General features: G+C 52.6%; 14 protein-coding genes and 1 pseudogene. 5 read left to right on the top strand and 10 right to left on the bottom strand.

The genetic code is table 11. The features are described 5' to 3' along the window. From HMPREF3178_RS06180 to HMPREF3178_RS06165, 4 genes are all read right to left on the bottom strand, one after another. On the bottom strand, positions 1-237 hold a 237-nt coding region (locus HMPREF3178_RS06180; protein ID WP_139146017.1), incomplete at its 3' end, for a hypothetical protein. Beyond that, the gene (locus tag HMPREF3178_RS06175; protein WP_070585094.1) at positions 234-461 is read right to left on the bottom strand and encodes a hypothetical protein; all 228 of its coding nucleotides are present in this window, start codon (positions 459-461) and stop codon (positions 234-236) included. The genes HMPREF3178_RS06180 and HMPREF3178_RS06175, both read right to left, overlap by 4 nt. Before the next feature lie 22 nt (positions 462-483). Then, the gene (locus tag HMPREF3178_RS06170) at positions 484-861 is read right to left on the bottom strand and encodes a hypothetical protein (protein ID WP_049094944.1); all 378 of its coding nucleotides are present in this window, start codon (positions 859-861) and stop codon (positions 484-486) included. 471 nt (positions 862-1,332) lie between these two features. Beyond that, positions 1,333-2,517: an MFS transporter gene (locus HMPREF3178_RS06165; protein WP_070585092.1), complete on the bottom strand. Its 1,185-nt coding sequence runs from the start codon at positions 2,515-2,517 to the stop codon at positions 1,333-1,335. A 98-nt stretch (positions 2,518-2,615) separates the two neighbouring features. Here HMPREF3178_RS06165 and HMPREF3178_RS06160 point away from each other — a divergent pair, with 98 nt between their 5' ends. Beyond that, positions 2,616-3,512 (top strand): LysR family transcriptional regulator, encoded by an 897-nt coding sequence (locus HMPREF3178_RS06160; RefSeq protein WP_070585090.1) that lies wholly within the window; start codon positions 2,616-2,618, stop codon positions 3,510-3,512. On the opposite strand, the gene HMPREF3178_RS06155 is transcribed toward HMPREF3178_RS06160, so the two are convergent. Beyond that, positions 3,503-4,405, bottom strand: a complete 903-nt coding sequence (locus HMPREF3178_RS06155; protein ID WP_004104450.1) for a LysR substrate-binding domain-containing protein — start codon at positions 4,403-4,405, stop codon at positions 3,503-3,505. The two genes, HMPREF3178_RS06160 and HMPREF3178_RS06155, sit on opposite strands and share 10 nt — an antisense overlap. 108 nt (positions 4,406-4,513) lie before the next feature. Here HMPREF3178_RS06155 and HMPREF3178_RS06150 point away from each other — a divergent pair, with 108 nt between their 5' ends. Together HMPREF3178_RS06150 and HMPREF3178_RS06145 are read left to right on the top strand one after the other, a co-directional pair. Next, a complete protein-coding gene (locus tag HMPREF3178_RS06150) occupies positions 4,514-5,329 on the top strand; it encodes an alpha/beta fold hydrolase (RefSeq protein WP_224226882.1) in 816 nt (271 codons plus the stop codon). Next, positions 5,326-6,222 carry a DMT family transporter gene (locus tag HMPREF3178_RS06145; protein ID WP_004104448.1) on the top strand — a complete coding sequence of 299 codons (897 nt, stop codon included), beginning with the start codon at positions 5,326-5,328 and terminating at the stop codon, positions 6,220-6,222. Before HMPREF3178_RS06150 ends, HMPREF3178_RS06145 begins: the two co-directional genes overlap by 4 nt. Before the next feature lie 13 nt (positions 6,223-6,235). Here the strand turns inward: HMPREF3178_RS06145 and HMPREF3178_RS06140 are convergent, their stop codons facing one another. After that, positions 6,236-6,427 (bottom strand): YfgG family protein, encoded by a 192-nt coding sequence (locus HMPREF3178_RS06140; protein WP_004104447.1) that lies wholly within the window; start codon positions 6,425-6,427, stop codon positions 6,236-6,238. 370 nt (positions 6,428-6,797) lie between these two features. Between HMPREF3178_RS06140 and HMPREF3178_RS06135 the strand changes: the two genes are divergently transcribed. After that, positions 6,798-9,017 (top strand): sensor domain-containing phosphodiesterase, encoded by a 2,220-nt coding sequence (locus HMPREF3178_RS06135; RefSeq protein WP_024274550.1) that lies wholly within the window; start codon positions 6,798-6,800, stop codon positions 9,015-9,017. Between the two features lie 39 nt (positions 9,018-9,056). Here HMPREF3178_RS06135 and ppx read toward each other — a convergent pair. The 4 genes and pseudogenes from ppx to purM all read right to left on the bottom strand — a co-directional run bounded on the left by ppx (position 9,057) and on the right by purM (position 14,528). Then, positions 9,057-10,609, bottom strand: a pseudogene (ppx, locus tag HMPREF3178_RS06130) (exopolyphosphatase). A 3-nt stretch (positions 10,610-10,612) separates the two neighbouring features. Beyond that, the gene (ppk1, locus tag HMPREF3178_RS06125) at positions 10,613-12,673 is read right to left on the bottom strand and encodes a polyphosphate kinase 1 (protein ID WP_004104435.1); all 2,061 of its coding nucleotides are present in this window, start codon (positions 12,671-12,673) and stop codon (positions 10,613-10,615) included. A gap of 179 nt (positions 12,674-12,852) precedes the next feature. Then, entirely contained in the window at positions 12,853-13,494 is a 642-nt protein-coding gene (purN, locus tag HMPREF3178_RS06120) for a phosphoribosylglycinamide formyltransferase (RefSeq protein ID WP_004114390.1), read from the bottom strand. Beyond that, a complete protein-coding gene (gene purM, locus HMPREF3178_RS06115) occupies positions 13,491-14,528 on the bottom strand; it encodes a phosphoribosylformylglycinamidine cyclo-ligase (RefSeq protein ID WP_004104433.1) in 1,038 nt (345 codons plus the stop codon). The genes purN and purM overlap by 4 nt, the downstream gene beginning before the upstream one ends. 265 nt (positions 14,529-14,793) lie before the next feature. Here purM and bglK point away from each other — a divergent pair, with 265 nt between their 5' ends. Continuing rightward, complete coding sequence (bglK, locus tag HMPREF3178_RS06110) at positions 14,794-15,687, top strand: beta-glucoside kinase BglK (protein ID WP_004104432.1); 894 nt, start codon at positions 14,794-14,796, stop codon at positions 15,685-15,687.

Genomic DNA, 15,687 nt, shown 5'->3' with positions numbered 1-15,687 from the left:
GCCCAGAGAGCTCAGTTCTTTTTTCTGACTGGCGAAGGACAGCTCTTCTTGCTTGCGCATGGCGGAAAGAGTTGACGTGGCATCAGCTAGCTGCTTACGTAGCGCGGTATTCTCAGCGTTAAGTTTATCCTTTTCATTAGTGAGAACGGAGATAGTTGTTTTTTGGGATTCCGCATTACCAGAGCCACCGTTCAATTTTATTTCATTGTACGATCCCAATAGTTTTTCATACTTCATCTGGAGTTTTTTATTTTTTGTTCTAACTTATCATTGATGCTGGCTTCACTATTAATATTCTGCGATCTGTTATCCGATGGTTCTACTGTTTCATTTGCACCAATACTCTGTAAGTTTATATTTTTTATGGCGTTAAGAAACTCGCTTTGTTCAGCTGATGCTGTTTTATTTAGGGCAATGAACACTAATAATGAAGCAATTGTTAGTTTGTTTAATTTTGTCATATGAAATCAAACATCCTTGTTTCTAGCTCTTGGCTTTGTTGATCGAATTAATAGTATTTTTTTGAAATTCTTCAATTAACATAAGAGATATGTTGTTACATATTTCATTTAATTTATAATCAAAAAATGGCGTTATTGTTGAACTTACGTTTGTCGATGACTCATCGGCTATAGACGCATAAAATTTTGCATTATTAACTAAGGTATACAGCTCTTTGGTGCTTTTCTCATATTTACTATCTAACTGGGATAAGGTTTTAGCATCAGTAATGCAACGTTGAAATTTCAACATTTTTGGCGGTTGCTCTCTCAGCTTTTCGGGGCTTTTTTTAATTGGTTTAGCGCACCCCTGTAAAAAGAGTACAGATAGCGTGATTATAATTACTGGAAGCTTTTTCAAGGTGTCCTCCATGGACCAAATTACTAATAGGCGTAAGGTATCAAAAAAGAAATATATGTACTACAGGTTTAGAGACAGGGATATTGAATTACCGGAGTGGTTGTTTTTTTGATTCACTGTAACTTATTGATACTAAATTGTTTTTATTTTACCTTGATGGTTTGTGGAGTAAGTGGCTGCAATAAAATCAGATTTAATTACTATATGTAACATTGGTTTTTTATTTTTTCGCATTAGTCTGAGGGGGCTATCTTCTGGGCGGCGGATTTTAGAAGTTTTTTAGCAGAATAAATATATAATATCTTCCTTGTAATCTTATATAGTTTTATTCTGCTGATTTTTTAATCTCTATTGGCGATTCCACGTTGACCTTTTTTAATAGAGATGGCAGAGGGGACGTTATAGACAAATTTAATCCTGTGGTTAAGTAAGAGTCTCTGGTTTATTGGCGCCATTTCCCGTCAATTCAGCTTACCGAATGGTCGCTGTTAGTCTGTATTGATTGATAGCAATCATTATTGCTAACCCTGCTACCACCAGGGACAAAGCGGCAGAGACCGCTAAGCAGCCTGACATCCCAAGATAATGATTAATCCATGCGTAGGTAAACGGCGATATGGCGGCCAGCAGTTGTGCGGGAATCAACAGAATGCCGGTTAGCCGGGCATAATCCTCGGCGGCAAAGAGCTGCAGCGGTAAAGTGGCCTTAAACACGGTGGTCAGGCCGTTGATCGCGCCGTAACCCAGTACAAATCCGCCGGCCGCCCACGACAGAAAAGCGCTGCTCAGTCCAAGCGCAAAGCAGAGCGGCATCAGCGAGGTCGTCAATATCGTTAGCCGCAGCGGTGTGAGCGCGTAGCCGGATGCCACTTCGAGAAAGCGCGCGCCGGTTTGTCCAATTCCCCATAGCATTCCCACCGCGACAGGGAGCCCAACGCTGGCGATGAACTCGGGAAGATGCGTTGACGTGCCGTTGGATACAAAGGTAACCAGCGCAATCAACGACGCGTACAGCAGGGCCGGACGTCTATCATGCTTTGACTGCTGCTGGTTTTTTTTCACCCTTACCGGCAACGGTAATTTGGTATTCGGCATTTTCCACAACAGAAGAGCGCTAAGCAGGCCAAACAGGGCGTAGACCAGCAGCGCGTGCCGCCAGTCCATCCGCGTCAGCAGCCAGGCGCCAAGCGGCCAGAACAGGGCCGAGGCTAATCCTCCGGCCAGCGTCACGCGCGATATGGTCAACCTGGCACGCTGCCCGTAAAGATTCACCAGCGCCGCGAACAGCGCGTCGTACAGCGCCAGCCGCATACCGATGCCGGTCAGAAGCCAGGCGGCGAACCAGCCCGTCAGGCTATGGACGTAAGCCATCAGCAGACACCCCGCTGAAATCGCCAGCGTACCGGTAATCACTATTCGCTGGCCGCCAAAGCGGGCAAGAAGCCGGGCGATAAACGGAGAAAGCGTCGCCATCATGAGCATGGCGAGGGTCAGTCCGAAATAGATTTCCGTGGCGGTCCAGCCGGTCTCCTGAGCGATAGCCCTGGCAAAAGTGCCGGGCATATAAAACGAGATTCCCCAGTTAATCAGCTGATTGCACCCGGCGGCCAGCGTGATAAAGCCCGGCGCGGAGTGCGAGTTCGCAGGTGTATTCATGATTTTCCATTCAGTTACGCTGTTGTCGGCAGCATACCTTGCGCGCTATTGTGCAGGCAGGCCGGTCCGTTTATGACCCTTATAAGAGAAACTTTGTGATGATGACGCTCAATCTGGGAAATCTGGCGACGTTCCGCCTGGTCGTACAGCGCGGGAGCTTCTCCGCTGCGGCAGACGTACTGGGATTGTCGCAGCCTGCGGTCAGCCTGCAGGTACGTCAGCTGGAACAGTTTCTACAAACCAGGCTGCTTGAGCGCACCGGGCGGGGAATTAAAGCGACGGCGGCCGGAATCGCATTGCTGGCGCATAGTGAGCAGATTGAACTGGCGGTGGGCGCGGCGGTGCAATCGGTGAGTGAATTCAATCGTGAAATCAGCGGCTCGGTAACGCTGGGATCCGGAGCAACCGCCTGTATTCATCTGCTACCTCCGTTACTGCAGAAGCTACATCATGAGCATCCTTTATTGACGGTGAGGGTCACGGTTGGCAATACGCATGAGGTGGTTCGGGCTATTGAAGAGAATCGGCTCGACCTTGGGCTTTGTACGCTACCGGCGAATGGACGCAGTCTGGCGGTTATGCCGGTGTTAGAGGAGGAGTTTGTGTGTATTTTCAGCGATGGGCAGGATGAGTTACCGTGGTCGCTGACGCCAGAGATTCTGCAATCATTACCGCTAATCGCTTTTGAATCGGGAAGCGGAACCCGGGATCTGATCGATGGCTGGTTTCTTGCCGATGGGCGGGCGGTAGCGCCAGTCATGCAGTTAGGCAGCATTGAGGCGATTAAGCGCATGGTACGTGCGGGGTTGGGGTTCAGCATTGTGCCGAGAATGGCGGTAGAGCATCCGCAGGATCGTATTGGCTTAAATGTTCAATCACTGACTCCGCTGCTGCATCGTCAGTTAGGCATAATCATGCGGCAGGATAAAATTATCAGCAAAGGTATTGCTGAGATCCTGCGTTTACTGCAGAAGTTGGAGAATGGTCAGGCGTAGCGTGTTTTCAATAAAGCAATGGCTGAATCAACCAGCGGGTGGTGACGCTCGCTGTTCCACGCCGCCGCCGCGGTAACAACCATCTGCTTCTCTTCCAGGGCCTTTATCACCACATTAGCCGGCGCCAGTTTGCGGGTGGAGGCGGGAACCAGCGCGATGCCCTGGCCGCAGCTGACGAACGCAATTTGTGAACTTACCGAGCGGACCTCATGCAGAATGCGGGGAGTAAAACCGTGGGTGCGACACAGCGAGGTGAGGAGATCAAACCAGGCCGGGCTGACCTGGCGAGCAGACATTACCATCGGCTCCTTTGCCAGCGCGCGCAGGCTGACGCGATGCTGTAAGGCCAGCGGATGATCGACCGGTAGCGCGACAGCCAGGCGTGACTCTTCCAGCGGCAAAGTCGTGATGTGGCCTTCGGTCTCACCTTCCAGGCGCACAAAAGCCAGATCCAGTTCACCGTTCTCCAGTGCGGGGATCGCATCGACACTATCGATTTCCCGGATAAATATTGTTAGCCCGGGCGTAGCGCGCTTAAGCTCCTCAAGCAGTGGGGGTAAGGTCTCCAGCATGGCCGAGGTTATCGCCCCGATATTCAATACCGCCGAGTGGCCTGCGGCGATTTCATCGACGGTTCTGCCCAACTGGCTGAGCTGGTCGGCGAACTGGCGTACCGCGGGCAGGAGTGCGGCTCCGGCCGGACTCAGGCGGGTCCCGCGCCGCGAACGCTCGAACAGCTGGAGTTTCAGCCCGTGCTCCAGGAGCTTGATTTGTTCCGTTAGCGGCGGTTGCGACATCCCGAGGCGCAGCGCCGCGCGGCCAAAGTGTTCCTCTTCCGCTACTGCGAGAAACATCCACAGCTGCTTAATACGACGAAAATCAATATTGCTCATGAGAGATATTCTGTTACTTATTTAGTATCACAGAGTTTATTTTATAAGAATTTACATATCAACATAGCTGGTTATGATTCCAGCCCGGGAATGATAAGCAATGAGGATATGATGAATATACAGCCGGAGTTGACATGGCAGCGCTTGCCAATGACGGTGCAGGGCATCGGGCTTGATATCGCGTCCATTAGCCGTGAAGGAACGGGGGAGCCGGTCGTCTTTCTTCACGGTTTTGGCTCCAGCAAAGAGGATTACGCTGATTTCGTGCGCCATCGAGCCTTTGAGGGGCAGCCGTTTATTGCCTGGGATGCACCGGGTTGTGGTGAGAGCCAATGCGCTGATTACAGCAAGATGGGGTTACCCTTTCTGCTTGAGACGGCGCTGAAGGTGATTTCCCACGCGGGGTTTACGCGCTTTCACCTGGTCGGGCATTCAATGGGAGGATTAACATCGCTTCTGCTGGCGCACGCTTTCCCCGAGCGAGTGCTAAGTTTTGTGAATATTGAGGGCAATATCGCGCCGGAAGACTGCTTTTTGAGCCGGCAAATTGTGCAATATGCTGAGCCGGACGCGGAACGTTTCTTCGCGCGCTTTATTGAACGCACTCGCCAATCGCCAGCCTGGGCCAGCGCGCTCTATGCCAGCAGCCTGCCGCAAAAGGTTCGCGCTGAAGCGGTGCCGGGGATTTTCTCTTCGATGGTGGATTATTCTGACCACGGTGAGCTAATGGCGAAATTCCTTAATTTACCGTGTCCAAAAATGTTTATGTACGGCGACCAGAATGCCGGGCTAAGCTATTTATCTTCTATTGCCCGCCGTGGTGTAACGTTGGCGGAAATTCCGCATTGCGGGCATTTCCCTATGTATTCAAACTCGCCGGAGATGTGGCGACAGATAGCTTTATTGCAGCAGGCCTCACGATGAATAAAGCGTCATCTTCACAGCTGATTGGCGTGCTATTTTCCGTCTGCGCGGCTTTTGGTTTCTCGTTTAAGGCAATATTCGTCAAGCTTGCCTACGAGCAGGCAACGGTAGATGCCATTACTTTACTCATGCTGCGGATGACCCTGTCGTTACCTTTCGTTATCCTGGTTGCTCTACGGGTGCTGCGTAGCGGTGTACCACTGCAGCGTCGTGATTATCTGCTGCTACTGCTGCTGGGAATAGTGGGGTATTACGGTTCGGCGATCCTGGATTTTATGGGCCTGCGCTATATTACCGCCGGGCTTGAGCGGCTGATCTTATTTACCTACCCGGCGCTCACTATTCTGATTGGCGTCCTGTTTTTGGGTAAGCGTTTCGAAAAAAAGGTACTCCTGGCCTTAGCGCTCTCCTGGTCGGGAATTCTGCTGGCGTTTGTCCACGATCTGCAGATTAGCGGCGATATGCACAGCCTGGTGCTCGGTGGTGGTCTGATCGCCGCTGCGGCCTTACTGTATGCCATTTATAATGCCGGGTCAGAGGTGGCAATCCGGCGTATGGGGTCGATGAAGTTCTCGGTTCTTGCCCTGCTGGTTTCATCTCTTGCCACGCAAACCCATTTTTATCTTGCTCAACCGTTATCCGCGCTTAACCTGCCGTGGCAGGTATATCTATGGTGTGGCGCGATGGCGCTCTTCTCAACCGTATTACCGATCTTCTGGCAGTCGGCGGCCGTGCAGCGCATTGGTGCGGAACGCGCCGTGCTGATCGGCCTTCTGGGACCAATGCTAACCGTATTCTTTAGCTGGTGGTTACTGGGAGAACCCATTTCGCTGGCACAAATAGCGGGCACATTGTTAGTGATGGCTGGTGTGCTGGTTGTGCTTCGGCATTAGTCTTTTTGAGCGTTTATTTTTGCTCAGGCGCTTTTGCTGAATCCGAAGGCTCAACGGTGATAGTGGATTGCTGCGATTGCTTTTTGTCCTGATGATGGTACCAGGCACCGATAGAGGAGTAGACAAAGCGTCCAAAGAAGAAGATAAAGCTGATAAGCAGTACGATACGGGTCATGCGACGGTTAAATCGATGTCGTTTACGCATACTGGGTGCCTGACTCACAAAAGGTTCCTTAAAGTATACCCAAAGGCTGGGCGATGTGCGTATTAAGGCACAGGAAAGCGGAAGGGTCAATTGATGAGGATGTAAAAATCCCGCAGGCAAAACATTAATTAATGTTATATAAGATAATCCTCGTATTTACATGCTTTCTGCTTATAGCGGATGAATGTTAAAAAAACGGTATTATTAATATCAGCTACGTGATTTCTTGATTTATATCAATCGTCTGTTCGCAGCGATAACTAAAATCACCAGCCAGTTCCGCGTTGTTATTCCTGGCGCGATTATGACGGTTGGTTGGATGCCTGCCTGAATACACCCTGCAGGATTTAGGGTTATCCGTAGAGCATCTATGAACTTAATTAAACTTTACAGGCAATATCGGGATAAATGGTGGGCGCTACCGCTTATCTTACCTGTATGTTTGCTTCCCGTGTCACGATGGGCAAATACCGTTGCGTTGCTGGATGGTAATGAAGTCTCTCTTTACTATTTACCCCTGGCGCTAGTACTGAGCCTGATGCTGTTTTTCGGCTGGGCCGCATTACCGGGGATCGTTCTCGGGTTGTTGCTTTCCATTACGCGCGGCATGTCGCTGGAAGATACTATCGGCGTCATTTTCCATTTTCTTATTCCGACCGTTTTATGCTGGGGCGGTTATCGCGTTTTTGTCCCGCGAAGGCAGCAAATCTCGCATGGCAACGTAAGTCTGATGCCTCAGCGATTGTTCTGGCAGATGCTGTTGCCGTCCCTGATCTTTCTTATCCTGTCGCAGCTGGCCGAGTATCTGGGCATTCATCCACGCGCTACCGGGTTGATAGGGGTCAATCCCTTAAGTTTGCGTTCGCTTATCACCTTCCAGGCCCTGATGGCGGGATGTTTAACCGGCGTGCCGTTGTGCTACTTCGTTATTCGAACTATCCGCAATCCGCTTTACATCCGCGGGTTTATATCGCAAATTCGCTTACAGATCGACCCAAAAATAAAGCGCTTTGAATTTGTTATATGGGCAGTGGTGCTGATAATTCTATTATTCCTTCTATTGATGCCGCTGAATAGTACGAGCACCATATTCAGTACAAATTATACGTTATCCTTGCTGATGCCGGTGATGTTATGGGGGGCGATGCGCTTTGGCTATCGCTTTATTTCATTAGTCTGGTCACTTGTTTTAATTATTATTATTCACTTTCACTATCAATATCTCCCGCATTCCCCGATTTATAACAATCAGCTGGCGATCACCTCCTCCAGCTATCTGGTGTTTTCATTTATTATCGCCTATATGGCAATGCTGGCGACGCAGCAGCGAGTTTTTTACTCGCGCATGCGTCGGATGGCCTTCATCGATCCGGTCGTTCGCTTGCCTAATATCCGGGCGCTGAGTCGGGCGTTAAATAAATCCTCCTGGTCCGTGCTGTGTTTCCTGCGCATTCCTGAACTGGAAATCTTGGGCCGCCACTACGGTGTTCTGTTGCGTATTCAGTACAAGCAGCTGCTGGCCGAGTCGCTCAGCGAGTTACTGCGCCCTGGGGAGGATATCTACCAGATGGCAGGGCATGAGCTGGTGGTTCATCTGAACAGTGAAGGCCATCAGCAGCGCATTCCCCAGCTCTATGAGCACCTCAAAAAATTTCGTTTTGTCTGGAATGGTATGCCGCTGCAGCCGCCCGTGGGATTCAGCTATTGCAACGTTCGCTCGCCGGTGATGCATCTGCATTTGCTGCTTGGCGAACTCAACAGCGCGGCCGACCTTTCTCTGGCGACCGGAAGCCCTGAAAACTTACAGCGCCGCGGCGCCATCAATCTGCAGCAAGAGCTGAAAGACAAAGTCGCGATAATGAATCAGCTGGTGAAGGCGCTTGATCAGGATCGGTTCCTCCTGATGGCGCAGCCGATTGTCGGCATCCGCGGGGATAGCTACCACGAAGTCCTGCTCAGGATGTTGAACGACAATGATGAAATCGTCATGCCGGATATCTTTTTACCGGTAGCACACGAGTTTGGCTTCTCGGCGCGTATTGATAGCTGGGTACTCGAACATACGCTTATGTTTATGGACAAGCAGCGCAAGAAGCTGCCGGGAATGCGTCTGGCGATAAATATCTCACCTTTTTCAGTGAGCAACAGCCATTTTCATCAACAGGTGCAAGCGCTGCTGGAGCATTACGATATTGAGCCCTGGCAGATTATTTTTGAGCTGACTGAAAACCATTCACTGACAAATCCGGAACAGGCGCGTAAAACCCTGGCGCAGCTTCAGGAGCTGGGATGCCGGGTGGCAATTGATGATTTTGGCACCGGTTATGCCAGCTACGCGCGGCTGAAAACGATGAATGCGGATTTGCTGAAAATTGACGGCAGTTTTATTCGTAATCTGGTCTCCAGCAGTCTGGACTATCAGGCCGTTGCTTCCATTTGCCTGCTGGCCCGGATGAGAAACATGCAGGTAGTGGCCGAATATGTCGAAACGCCGGAGATTCGCCAGGCGGTAATTTCGCTGGGGATTGACTATATGCAGGGCTACGAGATTGGCAGACCAGCGCCGCTTGAGGCGCTGGTTGAGGCTTGACAGGACAACGGGCCGGAATTCCGGCCCGCGTGAGATAAACTAGCTGGCCGCGTCAGGCTTCTCTTCCTCGCTGATTTTTAGCCACCAGTCAGGTACGCCTTCCCAGTACTCCTGCTCTTTTTCCAGATCGAGCAGTACCAGCGCATTCTGGCTAAACCAGTCGTGCGGGAAGGTCAGCGTCCAGTGGTTGGCCTCGGTTTTCAGCGTGAGGGTCGGCGGCGTGGTCGTCGCCTGGCGCTGGTTATTCAACAGCACGCCAAGGCGCAGCAGCTGAATCAACGGCAGAAACTGCTTTTTCTTAAACAGCGTAAAACGCGGCAAATCATCCAGCTTAATCGCTTTACGGTGATAGCGAACCAGGGTGGCCATCAGCATTTGCTGTTCCTGATTAAAGCCCGGCAGATCGCTATGTTGCAGAATATAAGCCGAATGACGGTGCATGCCGCTGTGGTTAATGTTTAAGCCAACTTCATGGAGCATGGTTGCCCATTTCAGCAGCGCCGCCAGATGCGGATTGGCAAGCTTGGGATTCTGCTCCTGCCATTGCTCATAAATATGCGTGGTGGTCTCCAGCACGCGTCGCGCCTGCTCACGGTCGATGTTGTACTGGTTCGCCAGGCTTTGCGCGGTGCGGCTACGGATATCCTGATGACGGAAACGTCCTTCCATCTCGTACAGCACGCCCTCGCGCAGCGCGCCGTCGGACAAGCGCAGCTCTTTAATCGCCAGCGCGTCAAATACTCCGCACAGGATAGCCAGACCGGGCGCAAAAACGGCTTTTCGATCTTCAGACAGCCCGGGCAGGCTCAGCGAGTCGAAGTTTTTATACTTCAGCAGCTCTTCAGCAGCTCTTCGACCAGCATCTCGAGGCGCTCCGGAGTGATGAACCCGTCTTTCTCGCCCATCGCCACCAGCACTTCGTGAGCAGCTTTAATGGTGCCGGACGCGCCCAGGGCCACGTTCCACCCCTGGATGCGGAACTGCCAGGCCAGCGTTTCCAGCTTCTGCACGGCTGAAAGTCTCGCGCGCTGGAAATTCTCTTTATTGATGACGCCGCCAGCAAAATAGGCCTGAGAGAAGCTCACGCAGCCCATACGGCGGCTTTCCACCAGGCGAGGTTCGAAATCCTCGCCGATAACCAGCTCGGTAGAGCCGCCGCCGATATCGATGACCAGCTTACGGCCTCGTTCCGGCTGCGTATGCTCAACGCCCATAAAAATCAGACGCGCTTCTTCATTGCCGGGGATGATTTCAATCGGGTAAGGGATGACCTGCTCCGCGCGCTTGAGGAATTCTGCGGCGTTTGTCGCCTGGCGCAGCGTGTGCGTGCCGACGATGCAGACGCTGGATGGGTCAAAACCCTGCAGGCGCTCGGCGAATAGCGACAGGCAGTTCAGCCCGCGCGCAATAGCCTCTTCGCTCAGTACAGAGTTTTCATCCAGGCCGTCGGCCAGATGTACGCGCTGTTTCAGACGACCGATGATCTGCATTGCTCCGTCAACGACACGGGCGATCACCATATGAAAACTGTTCGAACCGAGGTCGACCGCAGCGAACTCCTGCGGCCGAGGGGCATTTTCGTTTATTGGCATAGGTTAATCGGGCTGTTCAAGTGATTTGAGGTAGTCGTATATCGCCATCTGTGCGCGCACTTTGCGGCGATTGCCGCGCGGCACGTAGCGATTACTCAGTTCTTTATCAAGATAGCGTGCTTTGACCGTATCGTTGAAGAGGAGATCGAAAATATCGAGTACGCGCTGTTTCAGACGCGGATCCAGCAGCGGTGCGGCCACTTCAATACGATAGTCAATATTGCGCGTCATCCAGTCCGCGGACGATAGCCAAACCTGCTTATCGCCGCCGTTTTCAAAGCAATAAACGCGGTCATGCTCAAGGAAACGGTCAACAATGCTGATGACGCGAATATTTTCGCTGATTCCTTCGAGGCCAGGGATCAGCGAGCACATGCCGCGAATAAGCAAATTAACCGGAACGCCTGAGCTGGAGGCGGCGTAAAGGCGGTCTACCAGGCCTTTATCGACCAGATTGTTCAGCTTCAGGGTGATTCCTGATGGCTGACTATTTTGCGCGTTGGCGATCTCGCGATCGATCATCTCATAAAGCAGTCGGCGCGAGTTTTGCGGCGATACCAGCAGGTAATCGAAGCTGACCGGACGATAGGGGTTTTCGATAAAGTTAAATACCCGGCGGACTTCATTGGTGATGCGCGCATCGGCGGTCAGCAGCGAATAGTCGGTGTACAGACGCGCGGTTTTTTCGTTGAAGTTGCCGGTACCTATGTGCGCATAGCGCACGACTTCATCACCCTCTTTACGCGAAACAAGGAACAGCTTGGCGTGAATTTTGAGACCCGGGGCGGAGAAGATAACGTGCACGCCAGCTTCGGTCAGGCGTTTAGCCCAGTGAATATTGGCTTCTTCATCGAAACGCGCCTGCAGCTCCACGACCACGGTCACTTTCTTACCGTTGTGGGCGGCGTGAATCATCGAGTCGATAATTCGTGAATCTTTCGCTACGCGGTAGATGTTGATTTTGATGGCCAGCACGCTCGGGTCGAAAGAGGCCTGGCGCAGCAGCTCAAGCACGTGTTCGAAAGTGTGGTACGGATAATAAAGCAGCACGTCGCGTTCGCGAATTGCATCAAAGCCGTTACGGAATTTATCGAACCACAGATGGCGCAGACGCGGCATCGGTTTATTCACCAGATTGGCTTTGCCGACGTTGGGGAAGCCGATAAAGTCTTTAAAATTGTGGTAACGACCGCCCGGCAGCATAGAGTCGTAGTTAGAGATGGAGAGCTTGTCGCGCAGCATTTCGACCATCGCGTCCGGCATATCGCGCTGATAGACGAAGCGCACCGGCTCGGCGGTCAGACGCTGCTTCAGGCTGGAGGACATCAGCTCCATCAGGCTCGATTCCATCTCATGCACCAGATCGTATTCGGCATCACGCGTCATTTTCATCGAGTAGGCATTCAGCGCATCGTAATCGAAAAAGCCCTTGAAGATATCATCCAGACAATAGCGCAGAATGTTGTCTAACAGAATCATTGGCTTGCGACGGCGCGGCGCTTCCGGCGGCAGATTCACAAAACGCGGCACCTTGTCTGATGGAATCTCGAGAAGCGCGTAATTGATGCTATCCCCGCGAATAATCTCGACGGCCAGATAGGTGTAATCATCCTTCAGAAACTGCACCAGATCCGTTTCGCGGTTAATCAGGATCGGCGTAATGTGCTGACGAAGATACAGCTTGAAGTAGTTGCGCAGCCAGGACTGCTGGTTGACGGAGAGCTGGCGTTCGTTAATCAGGAAAATCTGGTTACGCGCCATCTCCAGCAGCAGCTCATTGTATAAACCGTCAAACTCCTGATCGGCCTTGAGCACGCGAGCCTGGATTTTTCCCAGCAGATGGCGAGAGTGTGCGGTACTGCCTTGTTCTTCGCTAATGATGATGCGGCGCTTCAGTTCGGCAAAGCGCACCTTGTAAAATTCATCGAGGTTGTTGGAGTAAATCCCCAAAAAACGCATGCGCTCGATCAGCGGATTGCTTTTGTCCGCCGCTTCCTGAAGTACGCGCTCGTTAAAGGATAACCAGCTGAGTTCTTTTTCGATGTATAGCTTTTCCTGGCCCATTACAGCTCACACTCCGTTTTACTCACAGGACATAGACTATTATGACGAAATTTTCCGCATAGCGATTCACTCTGTCACAACAATATGACAGTAAGAAGAATTATTTCTCCAATATATTTGATTGTTAAACGATTTTAATCAAAAAAAAGCCCCACGTGGATAAAACGCAGGGCGGGAGGTTACTCTTCGGCAGCGTAGCCTTGCGGCGGTAGCTTCACTTCATCAAGCCAGGCTTCGTTGCCCTCCGCGCGCAGGCGGCCGTCGACAAACCAGCTAATAGCCAGGGGATAGATATCGTGTTCCTGCGCCTGTACGCGGGCGGTAATGTCGTCTTCGGTATCTTCAGCGAAAACCGGCACCTTTGCCTGCAATACCACCGGACCGCCGTCCAGCTCATCGGTCACGAAATGCACCGACGTCCCGTGCTCCTCATCGCCATTTTCCAGCGCCTGGCGATGGGTATGCAGCCCCGGATATTTTGGCAGCAGGGAAGGGTGGATATTCAGCATCCGCCCCTGATAGTGGGCGACAAAAGCCGGACTAAGAATACGCATATAGCCGGCCAGTACCACCAGATCCGGCGCATAGGCGTCGATCTCGTGCATCAGCTCGCGATCGAAGGCTTCCCGGTTGGCAAACTGGCTGGCGGCGAGGGCGTGAGCCGGAATATTCGCCGCGCGCGCGCGCTCAAGGCCGAACGCGTCGGCCTTGTTGCTGAAGACTGCACGCAGGGTGCCGTTGATTTTTTTCCGGGCGCAGGCGTCGATAATCGCCTGCAGGTTGCTACCGTTGCCGGAAATCAGCACCACGATGTTTTTCATTCAATGACCACACGCTGTTCGGAATCAGAGGCTTTGATATACCCTATTTTCCACGCGTTTTCACCTTTGTCGTTCAGGAAGGCAATCGCCTTATCCGCCGCGTCTGCCGGCAGCGCGATGACCATGCCGACGCCGCAGTTAAAGGTGCGATACATTTCGTGGCTGCTGACGTTACCCGCGGTTTGCAGCCAGTTGAACACTTCCGGCCACTGCCAGGAAGATTCATCAATGACCGCCTGGGTGTTGTCCGGCAGGACGCGCGGGATATTTTCCCAGAAGCCGCCGCCGGTCAGATGGGCGATAGCGTGCACGTCTACGTTGGCAATCAGGTCGAGCACGGACTTCACATAAATGCGGGTCGGGGCCAGCAGGTGGTCAGCCAGCGGTTTGCCGTTGAGATCGGTGGTTTGCGGGTCAACGCCGCTGACTTCGATAATTTTGCGTACCAGAGAGTAGCCGTTTGAGTGCGGTCCGCTGGAGGCCAGCGCCACCAGCACATCGCCATCGGCTACTTTGCTGCCGTCGATAATTTCTGACTTTTCTACCACGCCGACGCAGAAACCAGCCACGTCATAATCTTCTCCGTGATACATGCCCGGCATTTCCGCCGTCTCGCCGCCCACCAGCGCGCAGCCTGACTGCAGACAACCTTCGGCAATGCCGCTGATTACGCTCGCCGCAGTATCAACATCCAGTTTGCCGGTCGCGTAGTAATCAAGGAAGAACAGCGGCTCGGCGCCCTGAACCACGAGGTCGTTTACGCACATGGCGACCAGGTCGATACCGATAGTGTCGTGGCGCTTCAGGTCCATCGCCAGACGCAGCTTGGTGCCGACGCCGTCGGTGCCGGAGACCAGAACCGGCTCGCGATACTTCTGCGGCAGCGCGCACAGCGCGCCGAATCCGCCCAGTCCACCCATCACTTCCGGGCGGCGAGTTTTCTTCACCACGCCCTTAATACGGTCGACGAGAGCGTTGCCTGCATCAATATCCACGCCGGCATCTTTATAGCTGAGAGAGGTTTTATCGGTCACTGCGAAGTCTCCACGCGTTTGCGGTAGCAATAAAAAACGGCGCAATTCTAACAGGGAAAGCAAACGTTTGCGAGCCTGCTTTGCAGTCGATGTAAAACGGCCGATAAGTGCGCAAATTTGATACCGTTCACGAAAATGAAACCGGGTACATTCTTCTGCTTGCCAGCGTTCTCAGGAATAATCATCATGCCACTGAAACCGGTTTCTTTCCTGCTGCTACGCGAGATAAACCGAGAATTTGATGGATTCTGGAGGAAAGCTGAGGATGAAAATTGCCGCATTCGATATCGGTGGCACGGCGTTAAAAATGGGGGTAATGACGCGCGAAGGCGAGCTGCTGGATAAAGGAAAGCAGACCCTTATCGACAGCGATGGCGACCAGATCCTGCAGGCGATGCTGGCGTGGATCGCCGCTCACCCGGAATGTAAAGGAGTGGCGATCAGCGCTCCCGGCTACGTTAATCCGCACACCGGCTTTATCGAAATGGGCGGCGCCATCCGTAAGTTCGATAACTTCGCTATCAAGGCCTGGCTTGAGCAGCAGGTGCGATTGCCCGTCGCCATTGAAAATGATGCTAACTGCGTGCTGCTGGCCGAGCGCTGGCGGGGTAAAGCCGCCGACATGAGCAACTTCCTGGTCCTGACCATCGGCACCGGCATCGGCGGGGCGATTTTCTGTAATAACCAGTTGGTCCACGGCGCACGTTTCCGCGCCGGCGAATTCGGTTATATGCAAACCGCGCGTCCGGGCACCCGCGATGTGCGGCGCTATTCGATGAACGAAAACTGCACGCTGCGCGTGCTGCGCCATCGCTACGCTGAGCATCTCGGCAAAGCGCTGGATGACGTCACCGGCGAAGAGATTTTTGACCGCTACGATGCGGGCGACGCGACCTGTCGACGGCTGGTCGCTGAGTTCTTTAACGGCCTGGGTACCGGGCTTTACAACCTCGTTAACTTATTCGATCCGCAAACGATTTTGATCGGCGGTGGAATTGTGGAACGACCGGGATTTCTGGCGCTGCTGCGCGAGCATCTGGCCTGGTTTGGCATTGCGGAGTATCTCGACACCGTCAGCCACGGCAACGATGCCGGGCTGGTAGGCGCGGTTTACCATTTCAATCAGCAACACCGGTCGCAGAGCGGCGACTGCGCATAG

Source organism: Klebsiella sp. HMSC09D12 (assembly GCF_001808475.1).
GTDB lineage: Bacteria > Pseudomonadota > Gammaproteobacteria > Enterobacterales > Enterobacteriaceae > Klebsiella > Klebsiella oxytoca.
The sequence above is the reverse complement of the archived record's forward strand: the minus strand, read 5'-3'. Positions and strand labels throughout refer to the sequence as shown.

Bases quoted from the DNA above. Each gene is read 5' to 3' on its own strand.
- HMPREF3178_RS06175 (WP_070585094.1), bottom strand. From the start codon at position 461: ATGACAAAATTAAACAAACTAACAATTGCTTCATTATTAGTGTTCATT.
- HMPREF3178_RS06165 (WP_070585092.1), bottom strand. From the start codon at position 2,517: ATGAATACACCTGCGAACTCGCACTCCGCGCCGGGCTTTATCACGCTG.
- HMPREF3178_RS06160 (WP_070585090.1), top strand. From the start codon at position 2,616: ATGATGACGCTCAATCTGGGAAATCTGGCGACGTTCCGCCTGGTCGTA.
- HMPREF3178_RS06155 (WP_004104450.1), bottom strand. From the start codon at position 4,405: ATGAGCAATATTGATTTTCGTCGTATTAAGCAGCTGTGGATGTTTCTC.
- HMPREF3178_RS06150 (WP_224226882.1), top strand. From the start codon at position 4,514: ATGATGAATATACAGCCGGAGTTGACATGGCAGCGCTTGCCAATGACG.
- HMPREF3178_RS06145 (WP_004104448.1), top strand. From the start codon at position 5,326: ATGAATAAAGCGTCATCTTCACAGCTGATTGGCGTGCTATTTTCCGTC.
- HMPREF3178_RS06140 (WP_004104447.1), bottom strand. From the start codon at position 6,427: ATGCGTAAACGACATCGATTTAACCGTCGCATGACCCGTATCGTACTG.
- HMPREF3178_RS06135 (WP_024274550.1), top strand. From the start codon at position 6,798: ATGAACTTAATTAAACTTTACAGGCAATATCGGGATAAATGGTGGGCG.
- ppk1 (WP_004104435.1), bottom strand. From the start codon at position 12,673: ATGGGCCAGGAAAAGCTATACATCGAAAAAGAACTCAGCTGGTTATCC.
- purN (WP_004114390.1), bottom strand. From the start codon at position 13,494: ATGAAAAACATCGTGGTGCTGATTTCCGGCAACGGTAGCAACCTGCAG.
- bglK (WP_004104432.1), top strand. From the start codon at position 14,794: ATGAAAATTGCCGCATTCGATATCGGTGGCACGGCGTTAAAAATGGGG.